The organism is Sphingomonas sp. GlSt437, from assembly GCF_048015635.2.
Taxonomy (GTDB): Bacteria; Pseudomonadota; Alphaproteobacteria; order Sphingomonadales; family Sphingomonadaceae; genus Sphingomonas.
The window spans coordinates 255,333-282,046 of record NZ_JBPGYA010000001.1 but is presented as its reverse complement, the minus strand read 5'-3'; the positions used below and the strand labels follow the sequence as shown (position 1 = coordinate 282,046).

Genomic DNA, 26,714 nt, shown 5'->3' with positions numbered 1-26,714 from the left:
CCGCGCGCGGTTGATCGCGCAGCGCGGACATTTATCCCACGGCCGGCGCGTCGGTGTTGACGTTCCCGCCCAAAAGCAAGGGGAAGCCCGTGTCTGTCAATGCAAAGAACTGGCAGGAATTGAAGAAGCCCAATGGCCTTGAGATGAAGGCCGGGGGTGATGGGTCGCGCAAGGCGACCTTTGTGGCCGAGCCGCTCGAACGCGGTTTCGGCCTGACGCTCGGCAACGCGCTGCGCCGCGTGCTGCTCTCGTCGCTCCAGGGTGCCGCTGTTACCTCGATCAAGATCGAGAATGTGCTGCACGAATTCTCGTCGCTGGCCGGCGTTCGCGAGGACGTGACCGATATCGTTCTCAACGTGAAGCAGATCGCGCTCAAGATGCAGGGCGAGGGGCCGAAGCGCCTCCAGCTCGCCGCGACGGGTCCTGCCGAAGTCAAGGCCGGCGACATCGCGGTCAGCGGTGACATCGAGGTGATGAACCCCGATCTCATCATCTGCCACCTCGACGATGGCGCGACGCTCAACATGGAGCTGACTGCCGACACCGGTAAGGGCTATGTGCCCGCGACCGCCAACCGCCCGGCCGATGCGCCGATCGGCCTGATCCCGGTCGACGCGCTTTATTCGCCGGTGCGCCAGGTCAGCTACAAGGTCGAGAACACCCGCGTCGGCCAGGAACTCGATTACGACAAGCTGACGCTGACGGTCGAGACCGACGGCACGGTGACGCCTGAAGACGCGGTGGCCTATGCCGCGCGCATTCTGCAGGATCAGCTCGCGCTGTTCGTCCATTTCGACGACACGACGATCACGCGCTCGGCGCCGATCGGCGTTGCCGCGCCCGCCTCGTCGGGCGAGGTTGCGGGCGATACCCAGCAGATCAACCGTTACCTGCTCAAGAAGGTCGACGAGCTCGAACTCTCGGTCCGCTCGGCCAATTGCCTCAAGAACGACAACATCATCTATATCGGCGATCTGGTCCAGAAGACCGAAGCCGAGATGCTGCGCACGCCGAACTTCGGCCGCAAGTCGTTGAACGAGATCAAGGAAGTGCTGTCGAGCATGGGCCTGCGCCTCGGCATGGAAATCCCGGGCTGGCCGCCCGAGAATATCGAGGAAATGGCGAAGAAGCTCGAGCAGGAGATTATGGGTTGATTTCACACCGGTGCGCGCCGCGCCGGAGATGAAATCAACCCGGCCGGCCTCGCGTGAGTGAGGTCCGACGACGCGGAATTCACTTCCGCGTCGGGCCTGCGACGAAGAAAGCTGGACCCCGGATCAAGTCCGGGGTGACGGATTTGATGGGTGGCCACCGTCCCACCTGGCCTGGGGTACCTCATCCGGCCCCCTGACGAACGAAAGGAAGACCCATGCGTCACAAGGTTGGCGGCCGTAAACTGCAGCGGACTTCGGCCCACCGCGCAGCGCTGTTCCGCAACATGGCGGCCGCGCTCATCAAGCACGAACAGATCACCACCACCGTCGCCAAGGCGAAGGAACTGCGCCCGTACGTCGAAAAGCTGGTGACGCTGGCGAAGAAGGGTGGCCTCTCCAATCGCCGCCTGGCGCACGCCCGCCTGCTCGACGATGCGCAGCTGGTAAAGCTGTTCGAGGTGCTCGGGCCGCGTTATGCGAGCCGCAACGGTGGCTATACCCGCATCATCAAGGCCGGCATCCGCGCGTCGGACGCGTCGCCGATGGCGATCATCGAATTTGTCGACCGCGACGTGTCGGCCAAGGGCCAGGATTCGGGCCCGGTGATGACCGACGAGGATTTCGACCAGGCGGCCTAAGCGCCCCATCGACCTATCTCGACAAAGGAGTCGCGCCTGTTACGGTGCGGCTCCTTTTTCATATCCGGGGAGTCGATCGCCCATGCGTCGCGCGATGTGTTTGATCCTGCTTGCGTCCACCGCCGTTCCCGCCACGGCTCAGCCGACCCCGCCCAGCCCCGCCAGCACGAGCACCGCGATGCCCTATCCCGCCGCCCGCAAGGTCGATCAGGTCGACGATTATTTCGGCACCAAGGTCGCTGATCCCTATCGCTGGCTTGAGAATGACGTGCGCACCGACAAGGAGGTGCAGGACTGGGTCGCGGCCGAGAACAAGGTGACCGACGCCTATCTCGCGACTTTGCCCGGCCGGGACGTCTTCAAGGCGCGGCTGCAGGCGCTGTTCAATTATGAGCGGTTCGGCGTGCCCCAAAAGAAAGGCGGCCATTATTTCTACACGCACAATACCGGCCTGCAGAACCAGTCGGCCCTCTTCGTCCGTGACAGCCTGAACGGAGAAGGGCGCGTGCTGATTGACCCCAATGGCTGGTCGAAGGACGGCGCGACGGCGCTTGGCGAATGGGTGCCGTCCGACGATGGCAGCAAGCTCCTCTATACGATCCAGGACGGCGGCACCGATTGGCGCACGGTCAAGGTGATCGACGTCAAGACCGGGCAAGTGTTGCCCGATACGCTGGAATGGGTGAAATTCTCAGGGTTCGCCTGGAAGAAGGGCGGCACCGGCTTTTTCTATGCGCGCTATCCCGAGCCGCCCGCCGGCGCCAAATTCCAGTCGACCAACGAGAATCAGAAAGTCTATTTCCACAAGATCGGCGATCCGCAATCGGCCGACGCGCTGATCTACGCTACGCCCGACAAGCCCAAGCAGGGCCATGAAGTTCAGGTGACGGATGACGGCAAATGGCTGGTCATCACCACGACCGAGGGCACCGATGTCCGCTACGAAATCACTGTGGTCGATCTCACCGCGCCGAAACTGGCGCCCCGCACCATCGTTCCCGGGCTCGAAAACCAGTGGAGCCTGATCGGCAATGTCGGCGGCAATTTCTACTGGATGACCGACAAAGGCGCGCCCAAGGGCCGCATCGTCACCATGAACCTGTTCGCCAAATCGGCGCTGCCGCCGGTGACCGAATTGGTGCCCGAGGACAAGGACGTGCTGGAAAGCGCGTCGATCCTCGGCGGCAAAATCATCGCCAACTATTTGTCGGACGTGAAGAGCGACGTGCGCCGGTTTGCGCTGGACGGCAAGTCGGAAGGGCATGTCGCGTTGCCCGGCATCGGCACCGTGGTCGGCGGCAGCGGCACCGACACCGACAGCGAGAGCTTCTACGCGTTCACCAGCTTTACCGTGCCGACGACGGTCTATCGCTACGACGTGGCGAGCGGCCAGACCAGCGTCTGGGCGGCACCGCAAGTCGCGTTTGATCCTGCCTCCTACGCCGTCGAGCAGCGTTTCTACGCGTCGAAGGACGGCACGCGGGTGCCGATGTTCATTGTCCGCCGTAAGGGGACGACGGGCCCGGCGCCGACGCTGCTTTATGCGTATGGTGGCTTCAACATTTCGGAAAATCCCACCTTCTCGGCGACGCGGATCGCGTGGCTGGAGCAGGGTGGCGTCTATGTGCTCGCCAATATCCGCGGCGGCGGCGAATATGGCCGCGCCTGGCATGATGGCGGGCGGTTGCACAACAAGCAGAATGTGTTCGACGATTTCATCGCCGCGGGCGAGTATCTGAAAGCGCAGGGCATCACTGGCAAGGATCAACTCGCGATCCTGGGCGCGTCGAACGGCGGCTTGCTGATCGGCGCGGTGGTCAATCAGCGGCCCGATCTGTTCGCCGCCGCGCTGCCGCAAGTCGGCGTGATGGACATACTGCGCTTCAACCGGTTCACGGCGGGGCGCTATTGGGTCGATGATTATGGCTACCCGAACAAAGCCGAGGATTTCCCGGTACTTTACGCTTATTCGCCTTATCACAATGTGAAAGGCGGGCGCGATTACCCGGCCATTCTTGCCGCGACGGCGGATACCGACGATCGCGTCGTGCCGGGCCACACCTTCAAATATACCGCTGCGCTCCAGGCCGCGGATATCGGCCCCAAGCCGCACCTCGTCCGCATCGAAACCCGCGCGGGCCATGGCAGTGGCAAGCCGATCGACAAAATCATCGACGAAACCGCGAGCGACTGGGCGTTCATCGCGAAATGGACGGGACTGAACGTCCACCCGATCCTGGGCAATGGCGGCAAGAAAAGCTGAGGTATGCCCCCTCAGCTTATCGGCCGCACCGCGTGGAGGTTGGTGAGGTCGAGGTGCATGACGCCGTCCTGCTCGGTGATGATGTCGACGAATTCATGGTCGATCAGCACATGCTCGCGCAGATAACGCGCTGACCCTTGCGACGGGCTGGCGAGCAGCGTGTCGAGCCCGCCGACCGAGACGGACAGCATGAAGCGGTCCTGCCCTTGCAGTGCCTTGAGCATCGGGCTGTCGTCTTCCAGGACGTGGACGAGCGTCCAGGCAAGCGCGAGCAGCGGGTTGCGATTGCGCACCAGCGGCAGCTCGGTCAGGCGGCGGAAGGTGCGGCCGTCGGGCATGCTGACCGATTCAAGCCATGACATTTGCGCGGTCGCGTCAGCCAGCGGCCGCGAGCGGATCGAGGCGAGCCGCACCATCAGCGCGGGTCGCCCTTCATATTGGCCGATCACCGCGACTTCGCTGAAGGCAAGCGCCTGGCGCGGCCGGGCAAAGCGCGCAAAGATGAGGCCGGTCATCGTGGCCGAGACGAACATCCCGGTCAGAATTTCGGTCGCGGCGATCAGATGGCCGATGCGGCTGGCCGGGTACATCGCGCCGTAACCGACCGTGCCCAACGTATCGACCGAGAAGAAAAAGCCGTCGGCGATCGAGCCAGGCGTCGCATTGGCGATCGCGCCGGGCAGCGCGGCGTAGAGCAGCCCGAACGCCAGGTTGATAACGACGAACAACGCCGCGCTCAGCCCGAAAAAGACGGGCCATGTCATCTCCATGACCCAATAGTACAAGTCGGCAAGCGGGGAGGGCGCGCCCACTTTCATCGCCTGGAAATTCTCGGCCTGGACGGCGATGCGGCGGGGGCGCTGGGGCATGGCCTTCAAATCCGCCAGTTTGCCGGTCGCGTCAACCGAGCGCGCCGCTCGCGACCGCGCGCAGCATCCCGCGCAGCCACACCAGCAGCGGATCGTTTCCGCGATAGCTCGCCCACACGATCGTGATGCCAAGGCGGGGATTGGCGAGCGGGGCGGGGAGCAACTGTAAGGGCAGGGCCGGGGCGAGCGGCGCGGCAAAGGCGCGCGAGATGGTGGTCACCGCATCAGTCGCCGCGACGATCTCGGCAGCGGCGCGAAAGGTCGGCACGATCGCGGCGATCGACCGCTCGATGCCCACCGCCGCGAGCGCGGTATCGATTTCGGACGCAGCATCGCCCATCAACGAAATGACGATGCTGGGGTAGCGCGCATAATCGGCCATTGCCCAGGCGCCGCCACAAGGATGGCCTTGCCGCACGACCACGGCGACTTCGTCCTCCATCAGCGGTTCGGACGCAGCGCCGCGCGGCAAGGGCGTCGTGTCGAGGGCAAAACTCAGGTCGATCTCGCCCAACGCCATGCGTTCGGGCACGGCGGGGCTAATCGGCACCCATTCGATCACGATGCCGGGGGCGGCATCACTGACGCGGCGTACCAGCCGCGCGAGCAGCAGCGAGGCTTGCGCATCGGTCATCGCGATGCGCAGCGTGCGCTGCTCGGCGGCGGGGTTGAAGGGCGGGTCGGTCAGCAGCGCGCGCATTTCGCCGAGCAGCGCGGCGAGCGGCGCGCGCAATGCCTCCGCACGCGGCGACAGCACCTGTCCTTTGATGCCGCGCACCAGCAGCGGGTCGTCCAGCAGATGGCGCAGCCGGCCGAGCGCGCGGCTCATCGCCGGCTGGCTCAGGCCCACTTCGTCGCCCGCGCGTGTCGCGTTGCGATGGCGGAGCAGTGCGTCGAGCACCGGCAAGAGGTTGAGGTCGATCGCGCGAAGATGCTTATCGTGCATGGCATCTATAATAAGCTTGCATTTCACTCATGGTCAAACCCGGCCTAGGTCTGCGGCATCGACGGGAGACAGATGATGAGTGAGGAAATTCTGATGCTGGGTTACGGGCCGGTCGGCAAAGCGACGGTCGCTCTGTTGCGCGCGCGCGGCAGCAAGGTGCGGGTGGCGCAACGCTCGCGCCCGGCCGATTTGCCGGCCGATGTGCCGTTCACATCGTGCGATGTGCTCGATGCCGCCTTGGTGCGCGCCGCAGTGGCAGGGGCGAGCCAAGTCGCGGTGGCGATCGGCTTCGCGTACACCGGCAAGGTCTGGCAGCGCGACTGGCCGATCGCGATGCGTCATCTGCTCGACGCTTGCGCCGACGCCGGCGCGCGCATGGTGTTTTTCGACAATCTCTACATGTACGGCGCCCAGACCGCCGCGCTGACCGAAGACATGCCGCTCACCCGGAAGGGCAAGAAGCCGGCGGCGCGCGCTGCGATCACCCGCATGTGGATGGGGGATTCGCGCGTCAAAGTCGCCGCCTTGCGCGCACCCGATTTTTACGGCCCCGGCGTGACGCTGTCGCATATCGGCGAAACCGGGCTTGCCGCCATCGCGCGCGGCAAGGCGGCGATGCTCGCGGTATCGGCCGACCAGCCGCATGATTATGCCTATGTCCCCGATATCGGCCGGGCGATGGTGACATTGCTCGATGCCGGCGACGATGCCTTCGGCCAGGCGTGGCATGTGCCGTGCGCGCCGACGCTGACCTCGCGCCAGATCCTCGCCATGGGCGCGGAGGCAGCCGGCGTGAAGTTGCGGCTCCGCGTATTCTCACCCTTGACGCGGCGCTTGCTCGGCCTGTTCGTGCCGTTCCTGCGCGAGCTCGACGAAATGCAGTTCCAGTGGGACCGGCCCTATCGTGTCGATGCCTCGAAATGGCGCCGGCGCTTCTGGTCGGATGTCACACCCTATCGGGAAGGCGTAGCGGCCACGATTGCCTCGTTCGCGCCGGCTGCTTGATCAACCCGAGCTTGCCGCGCCCCCGCTGGCGTTTCGCGCGGCAGGCGACTATCTGAGCCCATGATCACCCCCAGCGATTCCATCCTCATCGTCGATTTCGGCAGCCAAGTGACGCAGCTCATTGCGCGCCGTGTCCGCGAAGCCGGCGTCTATAGCGAAATCGTGCCGTTCAACGCCGCCGAAGCCGCGTTCGCGCGGATGGCGCCCCGGGGTGTCATCCTGTCGGGCTCGCCGGCCTCGGTGCTCGAAGAAGGCAGCCCGCGCGCTCCGCAAGTGATCTTCGACAGCGGCGTGCCGGTGATGGGCATCTGCTACGGCCAACAGACGATGATGCACCAGCTCGGCGGCGAGGTCGTGCTCGGCGATAGCGGCGAATTCGGCCACGCTTTCATCGACGTGACCGATGGCTGCGACCTGTTCAATGGCCTGTGGAGCGAAGGCGAAACGCACCAGGTGTGGATGAGCCATGGCGACAAGGTGACGCGGCTCGCCCCCGGCTTTCGCGCGGTCGCGACCAGCCCCGGCGCGCCCTATGCGGTCATCGCCGACGATGCCCGCCGCTATTATGCGATGCAGTTCCACCCCGAGGTCGTTCACACCCCCGATGGCGCGCGGCTGATCGCCAATTTCGCGCGCCATGTCTGCGGCCTCACCGGCGACTGGACGATGGCCGAGTTCCGCTCGACCAAGATCGCCGACATCCGCGCGCAGGTGGGCAAGGGCAAGGTGATTTGCGGTCTGTCGGGCGGCGTCGACAGCGCGGTCGCCGCGGTGCTGATCCACGAGGCGATTGGCGAGCAGCTGACCTGCGTGTTCGTCGATCATGGCCTGATGCGCGCGGGCGAGGCCGATCAGGTCGTCTCGCTGTTCCGCAATCACTATAATATTCCGCTCGTCCATGTGAATGCCGAGACGCTGTTCCTGAACGGCCTGGCCGGTGTCACCGACCCCGAGGCCAAGCGCAAGTTCATCGGCAAGACCTTTATCGACGTGTTCGAGGCGGAGGCGAAGAAGATCGGCGGCGCGGCGTTCCTCGCGCAGGGGACGCTCTATCCCGATGTGATCGAGAGCGTGTCCTTCACCGGGGGCCCGAGCGTCACGATCAAGAGCCATCACAATGTCGGCGGCTTGCCCGAGCGGATGAACATGCAGCTGGTCGAGCCGTTGCGCGAGCTGTTCAAGGACGAGGTCCGCGCGCTCGGTCGCGAGCTGGGCCTGCCCGACATTTTCGTGGGTCGCCACCCGTTTCCCGGCCCTGGCCTCGCGATCCGCATCCCCGGCGAAGTGACCAAGGAACGCTGCGATATCTTGCGCAAGGCAGACGCGATCTATCTGGAAGAAATCCGTAACGCCGGGCTGTACGATGCGATCTGGCAAGCCTTTGCGGTGCTGCTACCAGTGCGCAGCGTCGGCGTGATGGGCGACGGGCGGACCTACGACAGCGTGCTTGCCTTGCGCGCTGTCACCTCGACCGACGGCATGACTGCGCAGGCCTTCGAATTCCCCGGCGGCTTCCTGCCGTGCGTCGCGACCCGCATCGTGAACGAGGTGCGCGGCATCAACCGCGTAACCTACGACTATACGAGCAAACCCCCCGGCACGATCGAGTGGGAGTGACCAAGACTCGCGATCACGCGGGGCGTGATCGCGGCTTGGTCACTCGGCGCCGGAAGGCGCCGCAGGGCACTCGGCGCCGGAAGGCGCCGGAAGGGACTCGCGATCACGCGGGGCGTGATCGCGGCTTGGTCACTCGGCGCCGGAAGGCGCCGCAGGGCACTCGGCGCCGGAAGGCGCCGGAAGGGACTCGCGATCACGCGGGGCGTGATCGCGGCTTGGTCACTCAGCTCAGCAAGGCGCCTGCCTTAGGCCCTTATTCGCCAGTTAACCTGACGCACAACCCCGCCGTCATCGTCACGCAACCTTAGAGTCGCTGAACTGGCATCATGCTGCGGTACCCGGCGGCGACTCGAAATCGCTCTTGTCTGGGGGAAAATCACGATGCTGAAATACGCTTACAGCGCGCTTGCGCTTGTTACGGCGCTGGCCGCGTTCCAGCCGGCTGCAGCAACGGCGGCTCCGAAGGCCGCATCGGACACGCCGGCGGCAGCGCCAGCCGCCCCGGACGCGGCTGCTGATGCCAATGCCGACGGGGCTGACATCATCGTCACCGCCAAGGCGACGCGCGCCGCCACCGCGATTCAGCATGATGAAATCCAGAGCATCCTGCCCGGTATCTCGCCGCTAAAGGCAATCCAGACGCTGCCGGGTGTGCTCTACATCACGGCCGATCCCTGGGGCTATAACGAGCAGAATGCGCAGATCTTCATCCACGGTTTTGCCGGCAATCAGCTTGGCTACACGATGGATGGCGTGCCGCTGGGCGACCAGAGCTATGGCAATTACAATGGCCTGTCGCCGCAGCGCGCGGTGATCTCCGAGAATGTCGATCGTGTGGTTGTGGCGACCGGCGCGGGCGATCTGGCGACCGCGTCGAATAGCAACCTTGGCGGCACGGTTGAGACCTACTCGTCCGATCCTCTTGGACATCTCGGCGCGCAGGTCTCGCATACCTTTGGCAGCTATGGCACGGCGCGTACCTTCGTTCGCGTCGACACCGGCGATTTCGGGCCGGGCGGCAACAACGCGCTGTACCTGTCAGGCGCGCGCCAGCGCGCGCGGGCGTGGGATTTCAACGGTCTGCAGGGCGGCTATCAGGCCAATGCCAAGTTCGTCCACAAGGACCATATCGGCAAGCTGACACTCTATTTCGATTACAACGACTTCACCCAGCCGAACGAAGACGCGACCGTTTTCTTCAAGCCCACCCCGCCGGCGGTGGCGACTCCGGTCCAGCTCTACACGCCGTACACCAAGCCGTTCTTCTACCCGGATTTCGCGACCTATCGCGGCAGCTACCTCAATCAGTTCGGCAATTCGCCGGCGACGGAAGGCAGCAACTACCGCAATTATTATTCGGACGCGCAGCGCACCGATTATCTCGCTTATGTGCGCTATGAGGCGAAGCTGACGCAGGATTTGACCTGGTCGACAACGGGTTATCACCATCACAATGACGGCGCCGGTGTTGTCGCCGGCCCGCTCGGTCAGTCGATCACGACCGCCCAGCCTTATCTCGATCCCAATTACGCGACCGATTGCCATTTTTCGGGTAACGGCAATGGCGTCGTCAACGGCAGCGCCTCGTGCGTCGGCACGACGGCGCCGCAAGCAGCCGCGACCGGTGCGGCGCTGGTCGCGGCGGCGGGCGGATCGGGGCTGATCACCCGCACGACCGAATATCGCATCGATCGCACCGGGGTCATCTCCGCGCTCAGTCTCGACATCGGCAACCACAAGATCGAGTTCGGCGGCTGGTTCGAGCATAACAGCACCACGCAGTGGCGCCGCTGGTATGCGGTCGACGTCAACAACCCCGGCAACAGCACGCCCTATATCCGGCCGCTGTCGGTCGCTCGGCCGCTGTTCACGCAATATCAGGGCGAGGCGCGGATCAACGAGCTGCAGCTGCATCTGCAGGACAGCTGGCAAGTCATCACGCCGTTGCGCGTCGACTTCGGCTTCAAGACGAGCGCGCAATGGGCCGATGGTCGCTTTCCGGTGCAGCCCGTCGCCGGCTCGCTATCGGGTTTGAGCGGTGGCTTGCCGCAGGGCAAGATCAACACGCTGCGCTGGTTTCTGCCGGCAATCGGCGCGAGCTATGATCTGAACGGCCATGAGACCTTCTATTTCAACGTCCAGAAGAACCTTCGCCAATATCCCGCTTATCTGGCGGGCGGCGGCGGTCCCTGGTTCACGGGCAGCCAGACGGCGTTCAACGCGTTCGCGACGCAGGGCAAGCCGGAAACGAGCTGGACCTATGAAGGCGGCTTGCGCACCCATCGCAGCTTTGGCGGCGGCATCGGGCTGGAAGGCCAGATCAACTATTATCACGTCGTCTTCATCGACCGCTTGCTGGCGATCTCGACCAATCCCGGCGGCATCGCGGGCAGCGGCATCACCGGCGGCACATCGATCCTGGTCAATGTCGGCAACGTCCATACTGATGGTGTCGACGCGGCGTTCACGCTGCACCTTGGCCGCACTTTCTCGCTGTACAATGCGGCGTCATACAATCTGTCGACGTATAAGAGCGACTACACCTCGACCGCAACGGGCATCGGGGCGGCGACCAACACCTGCATCGGCGGTTTTGTCGTGACCGGTGGCGTGGTGCCGACCTGCGGCAAGCAACTGCCCGGCGTGCCCAAATGGCTGAACAAGACGGTGGCCACGCTGACGGTCGGGCCGATCGATGCGCAAGTGATCGGCGACTTTGTCGGTCGCCGTTTCACGACCTTCACCGATGATGCGAGCGTGCCGTCCTATTACCTCACGTCGTTCCGCATTGCGGCGCATGTGCCGGAGGGTATCTTGCCGCTCCGCAAGGCGCAGATCGCGCTCAACATCACCAATTTGACCAACGAAAAGGGTGCATCGACGCTGTCGATCGGCTCGGCCACCAACAGCTATTCGGTCTATCCGATCGCGCCGCGCCAATGGTTCCTGACGCTGTCGGCGGCTTATTGATATTTTTCAGGGTTGAAAGCGTTCGGGAGCGGCGATCACCTCGCCGTTCCCGTTTTGCGTCACGCGTCCAGTCTTGGCACAGCGGTTAACCACCTTGTTTGCTGGCCAAAATCGTAAACGACGCGTTAACTTCAGCCTATGGCACAGGCACCCACATTCGCGCCCGCGACCGCCGGGCATCCGTTCCGCACCACGCTCAAGCTGGCGACCGGCAGGCGCGCCCGCAGCGAGGATCACGACCTGAAGCTGTTCGTCCTCAGCTTCACGGCCTTCTTCGTCTGCATCTACAGCTTCATTTCCTAAACCCCGGGGCAGGCGCCCTAGTCGCAGAGCTGGTGGAGCCGCTGGCCCAGCCAGGCAGCGACCAGGCAGCAAGCGGCAGCGATCAGCATCATGTCCTGCGGCGTCACGCCCATCGCGGTCAGCGCGATGACGATGAGCGCGCCGGTCACCATCGCACCGGCATTGACGATATTGTTGGCGGCGACGGTGCGCGACGTCTGATCCTTGGACACGGTGGTCGTCAGGAACGCGTAGAGCGGAACAACATACATGCCCCCGGTCACCGCAATCGCGGTCAGCGACCCGACGACCAGCAGCGCGCGCGGCTGCGCAATGAATTCGCTGACGGTGTAGAGGTGCCCATCGGTCGTGCCGATCCAGTTGCGCGCGAGCAGCGAGAAGGCGACCAGGAACACCCCCATCGCAATCACCGAGCCCGGCGCGTATTTCGCCGAAATCTTGCCGCCGAGCAGCGTGTTGATGATGACCGAGCCGACCGCGACACCAATCGAGAACAGCGCGATCACCAGGCTGGCAACTTCCTTGTCGGCGGTCAGCAGATTCTTGACCAGCGGCGGGAAGGTGATGATCAGCACCGCGCCGATCGCCCAGAAAAAGCTGATCGAGCAGATCGCCATGAACAGTCGGGGAATGTGCATCGTCGCGTTCACCAGCCGCCACGATGCACTGATCGGGTTGAGATCGATCGACAATTCCTTGCCCATACGCGGCGCCGGCGCGACGTTGCGCGCGACCACCCAGCCAATCCCGGCGACGCACAGCACCATGATCGATGCGGCCTCAACCTCGATCCACCCGGCGATCACCGTGCCCATCAAGATAGCAAGATACGTCCCCGCTTCGACCAGGCCCGTGCCGCCGAGCACTTCATCCTCGCGCAGATGCTGCGGCAGGATCGCGTATTTGATCGGCCCGAAAAAGGTCGAATGGACGCCGAGCAGCAGCACCGCCGTCAGCATCAGCGCAATACCCAGCGTCGACTGACCCGCACGGGCGATCATCAAGCCGGCGGCGCCGATCACCATGATCCCGATTTCCGCCGTTTTCACGATGCGGATGATCCGCGCCTTGTCGATCGTATCCGCCAGCTGCCCCGACAACGCCGAGAGCAGGAAAAACGGGATGAGCGACAACCCCGTCGCCAGCGCGTTGAAATTCTGTTCGAGCTGGGGATCGTTATAGACCTTGTAGGTGACGAACAGCACCATCGCGGTCTTGAACAGATTGTCGTTGAAAGCGCCCAGAAACTGCGTGACGAAAATGGGCAGGAAACGGCGCTCTTTCAAAAGGCCGAGCGCATTCAGCATGGCAATTTAATGTCTCCGCAGTGGCAAACTTGGGTCCGCCATAGCCGAGCGGCGCCGTCGCCCGCAAACGGATAATCGGCGGCCTCTCGTGCAGGCCACGGCTTGCCACATCGGCTGGGGCGGCTAGACGGGCGGCAATGCTGACGCTGCCCAATCTGTTGACGCTTTCCCGCATCGTCGCGGTGCCGCTGCTTGCCGCGCTGCTGTGGTGGCCGGGCTGGACGACCGGCTATCTGCTCGCCTTCCTGCTCTATGTCGTGGCGGCGGTGACCGATTATCTCGACGGTTATCTCGCGCGCGCGCAGGGGGCGGTGTCCAAGCTCGGCATTTTCCTCGATCCGATCGCCGACAAGCTTATGGTCGCCGCAGTCATCCTGATGCTGGTCGGCACGCGCGACATTGCCGGCATTCACCTGATCGCCGCGCTCATCATTCTGCTGCGCGAGATCGCGGTATCGGGCTTGCGCGAATTTCTGGGCGGCATTCAGGTGTCGGTGCCCGTCACGCGGCTCGCCAAATGGAAGACGGCGCTGCAATTGGTCGCGTTGGGCGCGCTGATCCTGGCGGGCGCGTTGCCGGCGATCGGCTGGATCAGGCCGGCGGGGTTGATCGGCTTGTGGAGCGCGGCGGGGATTACCTTGATCACCGGCTGGGATTATCTGCGCATCGGCCTGCGGCACATGGATTGAGGACGCATCGCGAATGATCGACATCCTCTATTTCGCCTGGGTGCGCGAGCGCGTCGGTCGCGGCAAGGAACGCGTCGATCCCCCGGCGCGCGTGACGACCGTCGCCGAGCTGATCGACTGGCTGGCGCAGGCGAGCGACGGCCATGCCCACGCCTTTGCCGATCGCGACCGGCTGCGCGCGGCGGTCGATCAGCGCTTCGTTGCGCTCGATGCCCCGATATTGGGCGCGCGCGAAGTCGCAATCTTTCCACCGGTGACGGGCGGGTGATCCGCGTTTCGGTCCACGCCGAGCCGATCGATATCGCCGCTGCGCTCGCCGAGGCGGAAGTGCCGGGCGCGGGGGGGATCGCGACCTTTACCGGCATCGTCCGCGCCGACGACGGCGTGTCGGTGCTCGAACTCGAACATTATCCGGGTGCGACCGAAGCGGCGCTGGAAGCGCTTGCCGATCAGGCGGCGGAGCGTTGGGCGTTGCGCGCGGTGACGATCATCCACCGCGTCGGCGCGATGGTGCCGGGCGACCGCATCGTCTTCATTGCGACCGCTGCCGCGCACCGTGCGCCTGCGCTCGACGCCTGCGCCTATCTCATCGATCGGCTGAAGACCGACGCGCCGTTCTGGAAGCGCGAAATGACGGGCGGAGACGCGCGCTGGGTCGATGCGCGCGACAGCGACGATGCCGCTGCCGCGCGCTGGGCATCGAAAACCGACTAGCCGAGCTTGGGGAGCACCACGCCGTTCACGACATGGACGATGCCGTTCGACTGGCGGACGTCACCCGTCTCGACATAGCTCTTATTGCCATGGACATCGATCAGCGTGATCATCTGGCCGTCGACCGCGACGGTGAGCGGCTCACCCTCGACCGTGGTCAGCAGCACCTTACCACCGCCGGCAGCTGCCTTGGCTTTCAGATCATCGATGGTGATCGTGCCCGGCACGACATGATAGGTCAGCACCTTGGTGAGTGTCGCCTTGTTGGCGGGCTTGAGCAGCGTGTCGACCGTACCGGGCGCGAGGCGCGAGAAAGCGGCATTGGTCGGTGCGAACACTGTGTACGGGCCGGGCTGTGCCAGGGTGGCATCGAGCCCCGCCGCCTTCACCGCCGAGACGAGCGTCGTCAGGTTGCTCGCGGCAGATGCGTTGTCGACAATGGTCTTTGACGTCGACATCGGCGCGCCGCCAACGCTGGGGTTTGATGCGGTGGCAGTGGACGCCGGCGCGCCGGTGTCTGGGGGTGCCGGCGTCGCCATCGGGTCGGACGCTGGCGCCGGCGGCGTGGTGGCTTGCGGCGCCGCAAGCGCGATCCCGGCGCTGCTCGCGAGCAGCATGCCGGTCAGCAACAGGCGCGAGGGGGCGAATAGGGTCATAAGGCTCTCCGTAAGTTGATGCTTGGCGGGGGAACGCCCGCTCGCGCGATCAACCCGCAGCGCCGCGTGGTGGTTGCGCGGCTGCGACGAACCGTGGCTTCAGCGCGCCTCGGCGAGCACGTTGGCGAGGAGCTCGAAATCCTTCTCACGCGGGGAAGCGCGGCGCCAGACCAGCGCGATCTGGCGGAGCGCGTGATCGGCCTTGAGCGGCCGCGCCTCGACCTGGGTCTGGGCGAGGATGCCCGCTTTCACGGCCATTTCCGGCAAAATCGTCAGGCCCAGGCCATTATCGACCATCTGCACGATCGTGTGGAGCGAGGTGCCCAGCATCATCGCGCTGGCGCGCAGCTCGGGCCGGTTACAGGCAGCGAGCGAATGCTCCATCAGGCAATGGCCGTCTTCGAGCAGCAGCAGCCGGCTCTCGTCGATCTCGTCGGCATCGACATAGGGGCGCGGGCCGTCGAACTCGTTGTCAGGGAAGGCAACGTACAGCGCGTCTTCGAACAAGGGCCGCACCGCCACGTCGCCGCACGCATAGGGCAGGGCAAGCAGCACGCAATCGGTGCGGCCATTCTGCAGCCCCTCGCAGGCGGTGCCGCTCGTCTCCTCGCGGAGATAAAGCTTCAGGTCGGGGTAATCCTGGCGCAGCCGCGGCAGGATGCGCGGTAGCAGGAAGGGCGCGATGGTGGGGATGACGCTCATCCGCATCTCGCCCGACAGCGGCTGGCCGGCGGCGCGCGCGAGATCGCCAAGCTCGTCTGCCTCGCGCAGCACGCGGCGTGCTTTCTCGGCGATGCGGTCACCCATAGGCGTGAAGCGGACGACGCGGCGGTTGCGCTCGACCAACGTCACCCCGATCAGCGTTTCCAGCTCGCGAATGCCGGCGGACAGCGTCGATTGGGTGACGAAGCAGGCGTCTGCCGCCCGGCCGAAATGGCCATGGTCCTTCAGCGCCGCCAGATAATGCAGCTGCTTGAGGGTAGGGAGGTACGTGGCAGTCAATCCCGCAATCCTTAGCTGGTGTTGCGGTATATATCGATTCAATCGATCAATAGTAAGCTTTTAAGTGACCAAAACGCTCACAAAGCGTGCGATCCCAGTCAGGAACGGCAGCGTCTGACCACGCTGTCACATCGCTTATGGAAATCGCGCCGCAGCGCGTCTACATAGCGGCGGCGGTAAAGGGCAGGAAAACTGGGGTTAGCAGCAATGGTCGCGCGGCTCGTCGCCTATCTCGATTCGGTGAAAGCGCGTGATCCGGCGCCGCGCAGCCGATGGGAAATCCTGCTTTACCCGGGCGTCCTCGCGCTGGCGCTGCACCGCGTCGCTCACGCGCTTTATGGCGCGCGGCTGTTTTTTCTGGCGCGGCTGATCAACCATTTCGCGCGCTTCCTGACCGCGATCGACATTCATCCCGGCGCCAAGATCGGCCGCAATTTCTTCGTCGACCATGGCTTTGTCGTGATCGGCGAGACGGCCGAAATTGGCGACGACGTGACCATCTACCAATGCGTCACGCTCGGCGGCACCAGCCCCGACAATGGCGTCGCCGGCAAGCGCCACCCGACGCTGGCCGACGGCGTGATCATCGGTTCGGGCGCGCAAGTGCTCGGGCCGATCCTGATCGGCGCCGGCGCGCGCGTGGGCGCGAATGCGGTGGTGACCAAGCCCGTTGCCCCCGGCGCGGTGATGGTCGGCATCCCCGCGCGGCCGACAATGGTCGATGGCGGCAAGGCGGACGCCGCGTTCATCCCCTATGGCACGCCGTGCAAGGACTTGTTCGACCCGCAGACGCAGAAGGTCGAGCTGCTCCGCTGCGAAATCGAGACGCTGCGCCGCCGGCTCGACGCGCTGCTGGCTGAGAATGCGGAGCTGCGCGACAGCGCCTGATGGGCAGCGTCACGCCTTTTCCGCTCAGCCATGGCCGCCAGCCGGCGCAGATCGGCTTCGATCGGCTCGAGCTGACGCGCATCCTCGATCTTTACGGCCGCATGGTCACGGCCGGGCTGTGGCGCGATTACGCGATCGAGCTGGGGCAGGATGCCGCGATCTTCGCCGCGTTCCGCCGCGCCGCCGAGCGGCCCGAATACCGCATCGAAAAGCGCCCCGCGCTCCGCCATCGCCAGGGCATGTGGGCGCTGGTCGGCGAAGGCGGGGCGGTGTTAAAGCGCGGCCACGAGCTGGCCGGCGTGCTTGCGCCCGTCGAGCGCAAGCTGCTCAAGATCGTCGAGGATTAAGCCACCTCGTCATTGCGAGGAGCGAAGCGACGAAGCAATCCAGCCGCTGAGGATGGATTGCTTCGCTTGCGCTCGCAATGACGGTAATAATTCTCGATAAAGGACTAGGCCGGAACCACCGTCTGTACCGGCGGCAGCCAGTTGCGCGCGCCGCCGAGCACGCCGACCACCACAGCGCGCATCTGGTGCCAGAACACCGATAGCGTGAGCAGCGCCGAGCCGATGACGAAGGCGGTAAACGCCGCGCTCAGTTCGACCGCACCCGCCTGCTCGAACAGCGCGTACATCGCGTAGAGCACATAGATGAGGCTCGAGACGAGCAGCGCGCGGCGGTCGATCGCCAGCGCCACAAAGGCAAAGGCAAGGTAGAGCGCCAGCACGATCACCGCCTTGGTCGCATCGACATCGGTGTTGAACACGCCGAGGATGTGGAAGATCGGGTGGGCGATCAGCGGGGCGGCGGCGAGGTGCAGCCAGAAGGCGACATCGCTGCGCCGCGTGCGGCGTTCCTTGTCCGACATGTCCCACCACATCGCCAGCAGGAAGACGAGCACGCCACCCGCCAGCGTGATCGGGTAGATCGCGTTCTTGGTCTCGGGGAACGCCGCGACGACGAGGCCGATCGCCATGCCGACCAGCGCCAGCGCGCCTGCCGCGACCGTGATCGGCACCATGAAGCGCCGCCAATGGATGTAGGTCGCAAGCGCGGTGATTGCGGCGACCCCGGCACCGATCATCGCGGCGGTGCGCTCGGGCAGATGCTGCAGATTGAGCTCCATCAGGATGCCGATTTGCGTCGCTGCAACGCCGCCGGCAAAAGCGAACACCAGCAGGATGCTCGGCAGCGCCATGCGACGGCGCTTCGTGAAATATTCGGCAAACAGCCACGCCGCGACGGCGACGCTGGCGCCGCCCAGCCAGGTGACGACGCGTCCGCCCATCCAGGCGATCGCGGTCAGTGTCAGCACCAGCGCAATCGCGACGAAAATGTCGTTGAAGCCGGTGAGCAGCCGGAAATGCTCTTCATCGACTGCCGGTGCGGATCGCCCGCTGGCAATATGGTTGCGGAACGCGGCCGCCGCCTCGGGGGTCATCACCCCCGCCGCGACCGCCCCGTCGATATCGCTTTCGCTGTACATGCCAACACCTCCTGTTGGGGGGGGTGTAGCATGGGTGTGTTATGAATTCAATACACCAGTTTCCTCTCCCCTCGAGGGAGAGGATACGGAGACTTGGCAGCTTGCTGCCTAGTCGGAGTTGGAGAGGGGGGACTCCCGCACTATCGACGGCGCGATTCCCCCCTCTCCAAGCTTCGCTAGCCGACAAGTCGGCAAGCTGCGCTATCCTCTCCCGCAAGGGGAGAGGAATGGAGACGTCACCCCCCCTGCAAATGCTTGAGGATCACCATCGACTGTTCCGCGCCCGATTGCGGCACGATTTCGCCGGTGCGGTCGGTGATCTGCGCCCAGTGCGCGGCGACGCCCTCGGGTGACAGGTCATCGCCGGTCAGCAGCACCCCCTGGCTCAGGGTCACGTATGCTGCCTGGAACACGCCCGCGCCCGCGCCGACGATCATGTTGGTCGGCGCATCTTCGGACACGAGGTAGAGCGCGGCGGGCGCGACTTTCTCGGGCGCAAAGGCCTGGAACGCTTCGGCGGGGAACAGATCCTCGGTCATCCGCGTGCCCGCGACCGGCGCGATGGTGTTGACCTTGATGCTGTTCTTGGCGCCTTCGATCGCCAGCGTCTTGGTGAGGCCGGCAAGGCCCAGCTTGGCCGCGCCGTAATTGGCCTGGCCGAAATTGCCGTACAGCCCGGTCGAGGAGGCGGTGTTGAGGATGCGGCCGTAATTCTGCTCGCGCATCGTTTCCCACACCGCCTTGGCGCAATTGGCCGAGCCGAGCAGGTGGACCTGCACGACGAAATCGAAATCGGCCGGCTCCATCTTGGCGAAGCTTTTGTCGCGCAGCACGCCGGCATTGTTGATCAGGATGTCGACGCGGCCCCATTGCGCCTTGGCCTGCGCGACCATCTCCACCATCTGGCCATAATCGGTAACGCTGCCGCCGTTCGAGATCGCCTCGCCGCCAGCCGCCTTGATCTCCTCGACGACCTTCAGTGCCGCATCCGAATGGCCAGTGCCATCGCGCGCGCCGCCCAGATCATTGACCACCACCTTGGCGCCGCGCCGCGCGAGTTCGAGCGCATAAGCACGGCCAAGACCGCCGCCCGCCCCGGTGACGATGGCGACGCGATTATCGAAACGGATGGTCATGAAAGGAGCCTCCTGATTGAACTGTCAGGAGGCTCCTATGCGAAGCTGACCGGCTAAGGAAGCGCTGGCGTGCGCTTATCGAGGGTCGTTAAGCTGGATGCACTCATCGCGCTGGCCGTGGCGACACGGCGGGTAATGCGCCTGGGGCGGCGGCGGCGGGAAGGCCTGCTCGGGCGATAGCGACGGCTGGAACACCACGGGCGAGCCGGGTTGCGGCGTGCCCTGCAACGCAGGCTGCACCGGCGCATAACCGCCGATCGCCTGCGTCGAGGCTTGTTGCGCGACCGCAGGGGCAGCGACCGCGACGGCGGTTAGAGCGATAAGGATCGATCGTTTCATAGTGTCCTCCGCTTACCGATGGTGGCGCTTGGCGCGGGCGTGATGCGCGGTACCGGCGCCGGGCTCGATGCAGCCGTCAAACTGGTTCGCCTTGCAGATCGGGTAATGATCCTTGGGCGCGGGCGGCGGAAAGGCCTGGTTCGGGTCGGCCGAGGGTTGCGCCACCACCGTCGCGCCGGGCGGCGGCGGTGGGGCAGGGGGCGGTTGCATGCCGCCGCCGGCCTGGTCCGTCGTCGCGGCATTGGCCGGCGAATTGCCTTGCTGGGCGCGGGGCCCGTCTGAGGGCGTCGGGCTGTTCGACAAGGGCGTCGGCGCAACCGCATCGGGGGCAGGCGGCGCCGGCGGCTGGTTGTTATCCGGCGCGGGGGCGGGCGGCGGTGCCGGCGGCTGATCCTGCGCAATGGCCGGCGTGGCGGCGATGGCGAGCAGTAACGGCAGGGCTAGGCTTTTCACGCTGAACCTCCTTCATGCTTGACCTGGAATGATCAGCACAACGCGCGGAGGCGCGATCGGTTCAGTGGGAGACCAAAGCGCTGTCGAACCTTCAAGACCCTCTCCCCTTGCGGGAGAGGGATACGGAGACTTGGCAGCTTGCTGCCTAGTCGAAGTTGGGTGATGGGTGTGGTCCTGCCCTGTCGACGGCAGAAATCCCCCTCACCAAGCTCCGCTAGGCGCGTGCCGCGCCAAGCTTCGCTATCCTCTCCCGCAAGGGGAGAGGAATCGGTCGACTGATCAGTTCCCCGTATCCAGCGCATACCCCGCCGAGCGCACCGTGCGGATCAAATCCGGCCGGTTGCCGATGTTAATCGCCTTGCGCAGGCGGCGGATATGGACGTCGACGGTGCGGCTCTCGATGTCGCTGTCATGCCCCCATACCGCGTCGAGCAGGCGTTCGCGGCTGAACACCCAGCCGGGATGCTCCAGGAAATGCTTGAGCAGGCGGAATTCGGTGGGGCCGAGCGGCACCACCTCACCACCGCGGCGGACCTTGTGGCCGACCGTATCCATCTCGATATCGGCAAAGGTCAGCGCCTCGCCCGCCAGCGCCGGCCGTACCCGGCGCAGCACCGCGCCGACGCGCGCGACCAGCTCGCGCGGGGAGAAGGGCTTGGTCACGTAATCGTCTGCCCCCGTCTCCAGCCCGCGCACGCGATCCTCTTCCTCGCCGCGCGCGGTCAGCATGATGATCGGCACGTTCGCGGTCTCGGGCATGCGGCGCAGGCGGCGGCAGACCTCGATGCCGCTCAGCCCCTCGACCATCCAGTCGAGCAGCACGATATCGGGCGTCGCTTCCTTGGCGAGCAGCAACGCTTCCTCGCCATCAGGGGTTTGCGAAACGTCGAAATCCTCGCGTTTGAAATGCCACACCAGCAATTCGGCGAGCGCCGCATCATCTTCAACCAACAGCATCTTGGCCCGGGCCATGGGTCTTTCTCCGTCAGGTGAGGGGGGTGGCGCCGCGTTCGCGCTCGCCCATATAGGTGCCGGTGGCCGCGTAATAGACCATCTCGGCAACGTTGGTGGCGTGGTCGCCCACGCGCTCAAGATTCTTGGCAATGAACAACAGATGCGCGACCTGGCCGATGCTCGCCGGGTTCTCCATCATATAGGTGACGAGCACGCGGAACAGGCTGTTGTAGAAATCATCGACCGCGCGGTCGCTTTCGCAGACCAGCACGGCCGCCTGGGCATCGCGCGCGGCGAACGCGTCGAGCACATCATGCACCATCTTGCGCGCCATATCGGCCATCGCGGGCAGCACCGAGATCGGCTCGATATCGCCATGATCGTCGATCGCGGCGACGCGGCGAGCGATGTTCTTGGCATAATCGCCGATGCGCTCGAGCACGCCGGCAATCTTCATCGCCGCCACCACTTCGCGCAGATCGTCGGCCAGCGGCGCGCGCAGGGCAATCAGGCGGACAGCCAGGCGCTCCACATCCATTTCAAGGCGGTCGAGCTGCTTGTCGCCGACCACCACCGCTTCGGCCACGTCGAGATCATGCGTCCGCAACGCCTGCATCGCCTTGTCGATGGCGTCTTCGGCGAGCCCGCCCATCTGCGCGATCAACCCGCGCAGCTGGCCGATATCCTCATCAAACGCTTTTACCGTGTGAACGCTCAACTCGTTTGTCCTGTCTCTCAGCCGTAACGGCCGGTGATATAGTCCTTGGTCCGCTCCTCGCGCGGGTTGGTGAAGATGTCCGACGTGGCGCCATATTCGACCAGCGTGCCGAGGTGGAAGAACGCGGTGCGCTGCGAGACGCGCGCGGCCTGCTGCATGTTGTGGGTGACGACGACGATCGCGTAGCGGCCCTTCAGCTCGTGGATCAGCTCTTCGATCTTGGCGGTCGCGACCGGGTCGAGCGCCGAGCAGGGCTCGTCCATCAGGATCACTTCGGGATCGACCGCGATCGCGCGCGCGATGCACAGCCGCTGCTGCTGGCCGCCCGAGAGCGCGGTGCCGCTGTCGTTGAGCCGGTCCTTCACTTCCTCCCACAAGCCGGCGCGGTGCAAGGATTGCTCGACCACCTGATCGAGCCGCGCCTTGGTATCGGCTAACCCGTGAATGCGCGGGCCGTACGCCACGTTTTCGTAAATCGACTTGGGGAACGGGTTGGGCTTCTGGAACACCATGCCGACCCGCGCGCGCAGCTGCACCACGTCCATGTCAGGCGCGTAAATGTCCTCGCCATCCATGCGGATGTCGCCTTCCACCCGCGCGATCGGGATGGTGTCGTTCATGCGGTTCAAGGTGCGCAAGAAAGTCGATTTGCCGCAGCCCGACGGGCCAATAAACGAGGTCACGTAATCGACCTCGATGTCGATCGACACATCGTCGATTGCCTGTTTGGGGCCGTAAAACACGTTAACGTGACGCGCCGTCATTTTGGGCGCGGATTTGGAAGCAACAGAAGTCATTACCAGCGAGTCTCGAATCGATTGCGAAGATAGATAGCCAGCCCGTTCATCGCGAGCAGGAAGACGAGCAGCACGATGATCGCCGCGCTCGTCTTTTCGATGAAGCCGCGGCTGATCTCGTCCGACCAGAGGAAAATCTGGACGGGGAGCACGGTCGCGGGGTCAGTGAGCGACGAAGGCGGCGTCGGGATGAACGCGCGCATGCCGATCATCAAGAGCGGCGCCGTTTCACCCAGCGCGCGCGCCATGCCAATGATCGTGCCGGTCAATATGCCGGGCAGCGCCAGCGGCAGGACATGGTGGAACACGACCTGAATCGGGCTGGCGCCGATGCCGAGCGCGGCATCACGGATCGACGGCGGTACGCCCTTGATCGCGTTGCGCCCGGCAATGACGATGACCGGCATCGTCATAAGCGCGAGCGTCAGCCCGCCGACCAGCGAGGCCGATCGCGGTAAGTTGAATGTGTTGAGGAACACCGCGAGGCCCAGCAGCCCGAAGATGATCGAGGGCACGGCGGCGAGGTTGTTGATCGACACTTCGATCAGGTCGGTCCAGCGATTACGCGGCGCATATTCCTCGAGATACAGCGCGGACAGCACGCCGACCGGGAACGCCAGCGCCAGCGTGACCAGCATCGTGAACAGCGAGCCCTTGAGCGCGCTCCAGATGCCGACGATGGTCGGGTCGGTCGCATCCGATCCGGTCAGGAAACCCCAGTCGAACGCGATGTGGAGGCGGCCAGCGGCGGTCAGCTTCGCGACCTTCGCCTCGGCGTCGGGCGTGCCTTCGTCTTTGGCGGCGATATCGATGCCGGTCGAGGCGGGCACGTCGATCATCGCTCTGCCGGCGACGATATCGGGATCGGCCTTCAGTTGGTCGCGGACGCGGATCCAGGCGCCGTCCGACAGCAACGTCGATCCGCCCTGCCCGTAAGCCGCTTCGGCAGCGCGCGATACGACGGCGGGCAAGTCAGCGCCCGCCAGCGCCAGATCAGCGCCTGCCCCGCGCAGCCGATCGGGTGTCAGCGCCAGGCCCGAGGCGTGGAAATCGATCGGCAGCGCGACCTCGGTCTGGGTAAAGCCGCGCAAGCCATTGCCGAGCATCGTCGCGAGCAGGAACAGCAGGAAGCCCGCCGACATCACCACTGCGGCCAGCCCGAGCAGGCGGAAGCGGCGCTCGGCGGCATAGCGCGCACCCAGGCGGCGCTGCATCCGCTGCGCTTTCCAATCGGTCGGCATCTGCTCGCCGGCGGGGCTCAAAGGGGCGGGCTTATTCATACGCTTCCCGATAGCGCCGGACCACGGTGAGCGCGATGATGTTGAGGAGCAGGGTGACGGCAAACAGCGTGAGGCCAAGTGCAAAGGCGGCAAGCGTCTTGGCACTGTCGAACGCGGCTTCGCCGGTCAGCAGGTCGACGATCTGCTTGGTGACGGTGGTGGCGCCGGCAAAGGGGTTGAGGGTGAGCGAGGCTACGCCCGAGGCCGCCATCACCACGATCATCGTCTCGCCGATCGCGCGGCTGATCGCCAGCAGCACGCCGCCGACCACACCGGGCAACGCGGCTGGCAGAAGCACCCGGCTGATCGTCTCTGAGGTGGTCGCCCCCATCGCCAGCGAGCCGTCGCGCATCGAGGAAGGCACGGCGGCGAGCGAGTCATCGGCCATCGACGAGACGAAGGGGATGATCATAACGCCCATCACCAGCCCAGCCGCCAGCGCGCTTTCGGAACTCGCATAAGTAATGCCGATCGACACGCCGAGATGGCGCACCGCCGGCGCCACCGTGAGCGCGGCGAAATAGCCGTAAACCACGGTCGGCACGCCGGCGAGGATTTCGAGCACCGGCTTCATCCAGCGGCGCACCCGCGCTTCGGCATATTGCGTGAGGTAGATGGCACTCATCAGCCCGAAGGGAATCGCCACGATCATCGCGATCACCGCGCCGATGAAGAACGTGCCCCAGAACAGCGGCACCGCGCCGAGCGAGGCGCCGGGGTCGCGCGCGTCAATCACTTGCGGGCTCCAATGCGTGCCGAACAGGAATTGCCAGGCCGGCACGATGCTGAAGAAGCGCAGCGATTCGAACAGCAGCGACGCAACGATGCCGATCGTCGTCAGGATCGCGATCAACGACGCGGCGAGCAGCAGCAGCATGATCGCGCGCTCGTTGCGGGTGCGGACGCGGAAGTCGGGGCGAACGTTGAGATAGCCGACAATCCCCCCCGCGAGCGCCAGCAGCAGCGCGATGGCGCCGCCGATCGCGTCGTAGCGGCCTCGGGCTGCGGCATAGGCCGGGGCAAGCGCGGTGGCGAGCGGGTTGAAGCCGAAGGACCTGCTGCCATCGGCGATGGTGCGGGCCTGGCTCAGGATCGCGCTGCGCTCAAAGCCCGGTGGCGGCAGCTGCGCGGCAATGGGCGACGCCAGCACTTCGTGCGCGATCAGCGAGGGCGCGATGAACGACCAGATCAACAGGAATGCGACGGCAGGGGCAACGGTCGCCATCGCGACATAAGCGCCATATTGACCGGGCAGCGCGGTGTAGCGGCGCGTCGTATCACGGCGGAAACTCACAGCACGGACTCGGCCGGTCAGCCAGCCGATCAGGCCAAGGCCGACCACCACGAACAGAAGAACGAACATCGACAAGGGATCAGGGTACTTTCAGCCAAGGCCGTTGGATGGCCGGGGACTGAACACGCGCCCCCGGCCATCGATCAATCAGTTGAGTTGCGTCGGGTCAAGCGTGGTGCCGTAGCTCAGGATGCTGGCGGATTTGTCGAGGACGTCCTTGGGCGCGGCGATCAGGCCGTGCTTCACCAGCGGCCCGTCTGCGCCCCACGATGCGGCATACTCGTTAAGGAACTGCTTCAGCCCGGGAATGGCGCCGAGATGCGCCGACTTCACGTAAATATAGAGCGGCCGCGCGCCAGGGTAGAGCCCGCTCGAAATCGTTTCGTACGTCGGCGCGACCGCGCTGATCGTCAGCCCGTTCAGCGTCGCCTTGTTCGCGTCGAGATAGCTGTAGCCGAAAATGCCGAGCGCATTGGGGTTGGCCTGCAGCTTCTGGACGATTAGATTATCATTCTCGCCGGCGTCGATATACGGCCCGTCGCCGCGGATCTGGAGACAGTCCTTTTTGTACTCGTCGGGCTTTTTCTTGCCCATCGTCAGGCTGTCAGGGAAGATCGCCGCGCAGCCGCGCGCCAGGATCAATTCGGCTAGCGCATCGCGCGTGCCGCTGGTCGCGGGCGGGCCATAGACCTGGATCGGCAGCGCCGGCAGCGCAGGATTGACGTCTTTCCACGTCTTCGTCGTGTTGGGCTTGCCCTTGGGGAAGGCCGCGAGCGCGAGATAAAGATCGGTCGGCGTGAGCGCAAAGCTCGGTCCCGATTTGGCCTGGGCAAACGCGATGCCATCAATGCCGATCTGCGCTTCGATGATGCCGGTCACACCGTGCGCGGCGCAATCCTTATATTCGGAAGCGGTCATCCGGCGCGACGCATCCTCGATATCCGGGAACCGCGCGCCGACGCCGGCGCAGAATAGCTTCATGCCGCCGCCGGTGCCGGTCGATTCGACCACCGGCGCCTTCATGCCCGGGTTCTTGTTGACGAAACTCTCGGCGACCAGCGTCGTGAACGGATAAACCGTTGACGAACCGACGATCTTGATCTGATCGCGCGAGCCGCCGCCCGACGCGCCGAACTGGTCTTGACAGCCTGCCAGCGCAAGCGCCGACGCCATCATCGCAAAAGCCGCAAATCGCATGTGAACCCTCCTGGTGTGGAAGCCCCATCCCCGCAGGGG

At 65.0% G+C, this 26,714-nt stretch carries 27 protein-coding genes; 12 read left to right on the top strand and 15 right to left on the bottom strand.

Annotated features, from left to right (window positions below; all coding sequences use genetic code 11):
- Positions 1–89: 89 nt before the first annotated feature.
- From ACLB0R_RS01485 to ACLB0R_RS01475, 3 genes are all read left to right on the top strand, one after another.
- A complete protein-coding gene (locus tag ACLB0R_RS01485; protein WP_416641509.1) occupies positions 90–1,154 on the top strand; it encodes a DNA-directed RNA polymerase subunit alpha in 1,065 nt (354 codons plus the stop codon).
- Between the two features lie 215 nt (positions 1,155–1,369).
- The gene (gene rplQ / locus ACLB0R_RS01480; protein WP_416641507.1) at positions 1,370–1,792 is read left to right on the top strand and encodes a 50S ribosomal protein L17; all 423 of its coding nucleotides are present in this window, start codon (positions 1,370–1,372) and stop codon (positions 1,790–1,792) included.
- 82 nt (positions 1,793–1,874) lie between these two features.
- A complete protein-coding gene (locus ACLB0R_RS01475; protein ID WP_416641506.1) occupies positions 1,875–4,055 on the top strand; it encodes a prolyl oligopeptidase family serine peptidase in 2,181 nt (726 codons plus the stop codon).
- An 11-nt stretch (positions 4,056–4,066) separates the two neighbouring features.
- Here ACLB0R_RS01475 and ACLB0R_RS01470 read toward each other — a convergent pair whose 3' ends face one another.
- Both ACLB0R_RS01470 and ACLB0R_RS01465 read right to left on the bottom strand, forming a co-directional pair.
- On the bottom strand, positions 4,067–4,924 hold the full coding sequence (locus ACLB0R_RS01470) for an ion channel (protein ID WP_416641505.1): 858 nt from the start codon (positions 4,922–4,924) through the stop codon (positions 4,067–4,069).
- A 31-nt stretch (positions 4,925–4,955) separates the two neighbouring features.
- Complete coding sequence (locus tag ACLB0R_RS01465) at positions 4,956–5,870, bottom strand: LysR family transcriptional regulator (protein WP_416641503.1); 915 nt, start codon at positions 5,868–5,870, stop codon at positions 4,956–4,958.
- 75 nt (positions 5,871–5,945) lie between these two features.
- On the opposite strand from ACLB0R_RS01465, the gene ACLB0R_RS01460 reads away from it, so the two are divergent.
- The 4 genes from ACLB0R_RS01460 (at position 5,946) to ACLB0R_RS01445 (ending at position 11,765) form a co-directional block, all read left to right on the top strand.
- Positions 5,946–6,875: an NAD-dependent epimerase/dehydratase family protein gene (locus ACLB0R_RS01460; RefSeq protein ID WP_416641501.1), complete on the top strand. Its 930-nt coding sequence runs from the start codon at positions 5,946–5,948 to the stop codon at positions 6,873–6,875.
- 60 nt (positions 6,876–6,935) lie between these two features.
- On the top strand, positions 6,936–8,492 hold the full coding sequence (gene guaA, locus ACLB0R_RS01455) for a glutamine-hydrolyzing GMP synthase (protein ID WP_416641499.1): 1,557 nt from the start codon (positions 6,936–6,938) through the stop codon (positions 8,490–8,492).
- A 381-nt stretch (positions 8,493–8,873) separates the two neighbouring features.
- A complete protein-coding gene (locus ACLB0R_RS01450; RefSeq protein WP_416641497.1) occupies positions 8,874–11,462 on the top strand; it encodes a TonB-dependent receptor in 2,589 nt (862 codons plus the stop codon).
- Positions 11,463–11,600: 138 nt separating this feature from the next.
- On the top strand, positions 11,601–11,765 hold the full coding sequence (locus ACLB0R_RS01445; RefSeq protein WP_416641496.1) for a hypothetical protein: 165 nt from the start codon (positions 11,601–11,603) through the stop codon (positions 11,763–11,765).
- A 17-nt stretch (positions 11,766–11,782) separates the two neighbouring features.
- On the opposite strand, the gene ACLB0R_RS01440 is transcribed toward ACLB0R_RS01445, so the two are convergent.
- Positions 11,783–13,072 carry an MFS transporter gene (locus ACLB0R_RS01440; protein ID WP_416641494.1) on the bottom strand — a complete coding sequence of 430 codons (1,290 nt, stop codon included), beginning with the start codon at positions 13,070–13,072 and terminating at the stop codon, positions 11,783–11,785.
- A 137-nt stretch (positions 13,073–13,209) separates the two neighbouring features.
- On the opposite strand from ACLB0R_RS01440, the gene pgsA reads away from it, so the two are divergent.
- Genes pgsA through ACLB0R_RS01425 form a run of 3 tightly spaced genes read left to right on the top strand, consistent with a single transcriptional unit; the run spans position 13,210 to position 14,475 of the window.
- Positions 13,210–13,761, top strand: a complete 552-nt coding sequence (pgsA, locus tag ACLB0R_RS01435; protein ID WP_416641492.1) for a CDP-diacylglycerol--glycerol-3-phosphate 3-phosphatidyltransferase — start codon at positions 13,210–13,212, stop codon at positions 13,759–13,761.
- Between the two features lie 13 nt (positions 13,762–13,774).
- Entirely contained in the window at positions 13,775–14,029 is a 255-nt protein-coding gene (gene moaD, locus ACLB0R_RS01430) for a molybdopterin converting factor subunit 1 (protein ID WP_416641490.1), read from the top strand.
- A complete protein-coding gene (locus tag ACLB0R_RS01425) occupies positions 14,026–14,475 on the top strand; it encodes a molybdenum cofactor biosynthesis protein MoaE (protein WP_416641489.1) in 450 nt (149 codons plus the stop codon). The genes moaD and ACLB0R_RS01425 overlap by 4 nt, the downstream gene beginning before the upstream one ends.
- Here ACLB0R_RS01425 and ACLB0R_RS01420 read toward each other — a convergent pair.
- Both ACLB0R_RS01420 and ACLB0R_RS01415 read right to left on the bottom strand, forming a co-directional pair.
- Complete coding sequence (locus tag ACLB0R_RS01420; protein ID WP_416641487.1) at positions 14,472–15,131, bottom strand: fasciclin domain-containing protein; 660 nt, start codon at positions 15,129–15,131, stop codon at positions 14,472–14,474. The two genes, ACLB0R_RS01425 and ACLB0R_RS01420, sit on opposite strands and share 4 nt — an antisense overlap.
- A 99-nt stretch (positions 15,132–15,230) precedes the next feature.
- A complete protein-coding gene (locus ACLB0R_RS01415; protein WP_416641486.1) occupies positions 15,231–16,133 on the bottom strand; it encodes a hydrogen peroxide-inducible genes activator in 903 nt (300 codons plus the stop codon).
- A gap of 207 nt (positions 16,134–16,340) precedes the next feature.
- Here ACLB0R_RS01415 and epsC point away from each other — a divergent pair, with 207 nt between their 5' ends.
- Positions 16,341–17,021, top strand: coding sequence for a serine O-acetyltransferase EpsC (gene epsC / locus ACLB0R_RS01410; protein ID WP_416641484.1), 681 nt, complete (start codon positions 16,341–16,343; stop codon positions 17,019–17,021).
- The gene (locus ACLB0R_RS01405; RefSeq protein ID WP_416641483.1) at positions 17,021–17,368 is read left to right on the top strand and encodes a DUF2794 domain-containing protein; all 348 of its coding nucleotides are present in this window, start codon (positions 17,021–17,023) and stop codon (positions 17,366–17,368) included. Before epsC ends, ACLB0R_RS01405 begins: the two co-directional genes overlap by 1 nt.
- 104 nt (positions 17,369–17,472) lie before the next feature.
- On the opposite strand, the gene ACLB0R_RS01400 is transcribed toward ACLB0R_RS01405, so the two are convergent.
- From ACLB0R_RS01400 to ACLB0R_RS01355, 10 genes are all read right to left on the bottom strand, one after another.
- The gene (locus ACLB0R_RS01400) at positions 17,473–18,507 is read right to left on the bottom strand and encodes a hypothetical protein (RefSeq protein WP_416641481.1); all 1,035 of its coding nucleotides are present in this window, start codon (positions 18,505–18,507) and stop codon (positions 17,473–17,475) included.
- 236 nt (positions 18,508–18,743) lie between these two features.
- The gene (locus ACLB0R_RS01395; protein WP_416641479.1) at positions 18,744–19,643 is read right to left on the bottom strand and encodes an SDR family NAD(P)-dependent oxidoreductase; all 900 of its coding nucleotides are present in this window, start codon (positions 19,641–19,643) and stop codon (positions 18,744–18,746) included.
- Between the two features lie 75 nt (positions 19,644–19,718).
- On the bottom strand, positions 19,719–19,982 hold the full coding sequence (locus ACLB0R_RS01390; RefSeq protein WP_416641477.1) for a hypothetical protein: 264 nt from the start codon (positions 19,980–19,982) through the stop codon (positions 19,719–19,721).
- A gap of 12 nt (positions 19,983–19,994) precedes the next feature.
- Positions 19,995–20,435 (bottom strand): hypothetical protein, encoded by a 441-nt coding sequence (locus tag ACLB0R_RS01385; RefSeq protein WP_416641475.1) that lies wholly within the window; start codon positions 20,433–20,435, stop codon positions 19,995–19,997.
- Positions 20,436–20,714: 279 nt separating this feature from the next.
- The gene (phoB, locus tag ACLB0R_RS01380) at positions 20,715–21,407 is read right to left on the bottom strand and encodes a phosphate regulon transcriptional regulator PhoB (protein WP_416641474.1); all 693 of its coding nucleotides are present in this window, start codon (positions 21,405–21,407) and stop codon (positions 20,715–20,717) included.
- A 13-nt stretch (positions 21,408–21,420) separates the two neighbouring features.
- Positions 21,421–22,107, bottom strand: a complete 687-nt coding sequence (gene phoU, locus ACLB0R_RS01375) for a phosphate signaling complex protein PhoU (RefSeq protein WP_416641472.1) — start codon at positions 22,105–22,107, stop codon at positions 21,421–21,423.
- Between the two features lie 17 nt (positions 22,108–22,124).
- The gene (pstB, locus tag ACLB0R_RS01370; protein ID WP_416641470.1) at positions 22,125–22,904 is read right to left on the bottom strand and encodes a phosphate ABC transporter ATP-binding protein PstB; all 780 of its coding nucleotides are present in this window, start codon (positions 22,902–22,904) and stop codon (positions 22,125–22,127) included.
- Complete coding sequence (gene pstA, locus ACLB0R_RS01365; RefSeq protein ID WP_416641469.1) at positions 22,904–24,184, bottom strand: phosphate ABC transporter permease PstA; 1,281 nt, start codon at positions 24,182–24,184, stop codon at positions 22,904–22,906. Before pstA ends, pstB begins: the two co-directional genes overlap by 1 nt.
- A complete protein-coding gene (pstC, locus tag ACLB0R_RS01360) occupies positions 24,177–25,547 on the bottom strand; it encodes a phosphate ABC transporter permease subunit PstC (protein ID WP_416641468.1) in 1,371 nt (456 codons plus the stop codon). Before pstC ends, pstA begins: the two co-directional genes overlap by 8 nt.
- A 78-nt stretch (positions 25,548–25,625) precedes the next feature.
- The gene (locus ACLB0R_RS01355; protein WP_416641466.1) at positions 25,626–26,675 is read right to left on the bottom strand and encodes a substrate-binding domain-containing protein; all 1,050 of its coding nucleotides are present in this window, start codon (positions 26,673–26,675) and stop codon (positions 25,626–25,628) included.
- Between the last annotated feature and the right edge of the window lie 39 nt (positions 26,676–26,714).

Excerpts from the sequence above, each read along its gene's own strand:
- rplQ (WP_416641507.1), top strand. The coding sequence starts at position 1,370 with ATGCGTCACAAGGTTGGCGGCCGTAAACTGCAGCGGACTTCGGCCCAC.
- ACLB0R_RS01475 (WP_416641506.1), top strand. The coding sequence starts at position 1,875 with ATGCGTCGCGCGATGTGTTTGATCCTGCTTGCGTCCACCGCCGTTCCC.
- ACLB0R_RS01470 (WP_416641505.1), bottom strand. The coding sequence starts at position 4,924 with ATGCCCCAGCGCCCCCGCCGCATCGCCGTCCAGGCCGAGAATTTCCAG.
- ACLB0R_RS01465 (WP_416641503.1), bottom strand. The coding sequence starts at position 5,870 with ATGCACGATAAGCATCTTCGCGCGATCGACCTCAACCTCTTGCCGGTG.
- ACLB0R_RS01460 (WP_416641501.1), top strand. The coding sequence starts at position 5,946 with ATGAGTGAGGAAATTCTGATGCTGGGTTACGGGCCGGTCGGCAAAGCG.
- guaA (WP_416641499.1), top strand. The coding sequence starts at position 6,936 with ATGATCACCCCCAGCGATTCCATCCTCATCGTCGATTTCGGCAGCCAA.
- ACLB0R_RS01450 (WP_416641497.1), top strand. The coding sequence starts at position 8,874 with ATGCTGAAATACGCTTACAGCGCGCTTGCGCTTGTTACGGCGCTGGCC.
- ACLB0R_RS01445 (WP_416641496.1), top strand. The coding sequence starts at position 11,601 with ATGGCACAGGCACCCACATTCGCGCCCGCGACCGCCGGGCATCCGTTC.
- ACLB0R_RS01440 (WP_416641494.1), bottom strand. The coding sequence starts at position 13,072 with ATGCTGAATGCGCTCGGCCTTTTGAAAGAGCGCCGTTTCCTGCCCATT.
- pgsA (WP_416641492.1), top strand. The coding sequence starts at position 13,210 with ATGCTGACGCTGCCCAATCTGTTGACGCTTTCCCGCATCGTCGCGGTG.
- moaD (WP_416641490.1), top strand. The coding sequence starts at position 13,775 with ATGATCGACATCCTCTATTTCGCCTGGGTGCGCGAGCGCGTCGGTCGC.
- ACLB0R_RS01420 (WP_416641487.1), bottom strand. The coding sequence starts at position 15,131 with ATGACCCTATTCGCCCCCTCGCGCCTGTTGCTGACCGGCATGCTGCTC.
- epsC (WP_416641484.1), top strand. The coding sequence starts at position 16,341 with ATGGTCGCGCGGCTCGTCGCCTATCTCGATTCGGTGAAAGCGCGTGAT.
- ACLB0R_RS01405 (WP_416641483.1), top strand. The coding sequence starts at position 17,021 with ATGGGCAGCGTCACGCCTTTTCCGCTCAGCCATGGCCGCCAGCCGGCG.
- ACLB0R_RS01400 (WP_416641481.1), bottom strand. The coding sequence starts at position 18,507 with ATGTACAGCGAAAGCGATATCGACGGGGCGGTCGCGGCGGGGGTGATG.
- ACLB0R_RS01395 (WP_416641479.1), bottom strand. The coding sequence starts at position 19,643 with ATGACCATCCGTTTCGATAATCGCGTCGCCATCGTCACCGGGGCGGGC.
- ACLB0R_RS01390 (WP_416641477.1), bottom strand. The coding sequence starts at position 19,982 with ATGAAACGATCGATCCTTATCGCTCTAACCGCCGTCGCGGTCGCTGCC.
- phoB (WP_416641474.1), bottom strand. The coding sequence starts at position 21,407 with ATGGCCCGGGCCAAGATGCTGTTGGTTGAAGATGATGCGGCGCTCGCC.
- pstB (WP_416641470.1), bottom strand. The coding sequence starts at position 22,904 with ATGACTTCTGTTGCTTCCAAATCCGCGCCCAAAATGACGGCGCGTCAC.
- pstA (WP_416641469.1), bottom strand. The coding sequence starts at position 24,184 with ATGAATAAGCCCGCCCCTTTGAGCCCCGCCGGCGAGCAGATGCCGACC.
- pstC (WP_416641468.1), bottom strand. The coding sequence starts at position 25,547 with ATGTTCGTTCTTCTGTTCGTGGTGGTCGGCCTTGGCCTGATCGGCTGG.
- ACLB0R_RS01355 (WP_416641466.1), bottom strand. The coding sequence starts at position 26,675 with ATGCGATTTGCGGCTTTTGCGATGATGGCGTCGGCGCTTGCGCTGGCA.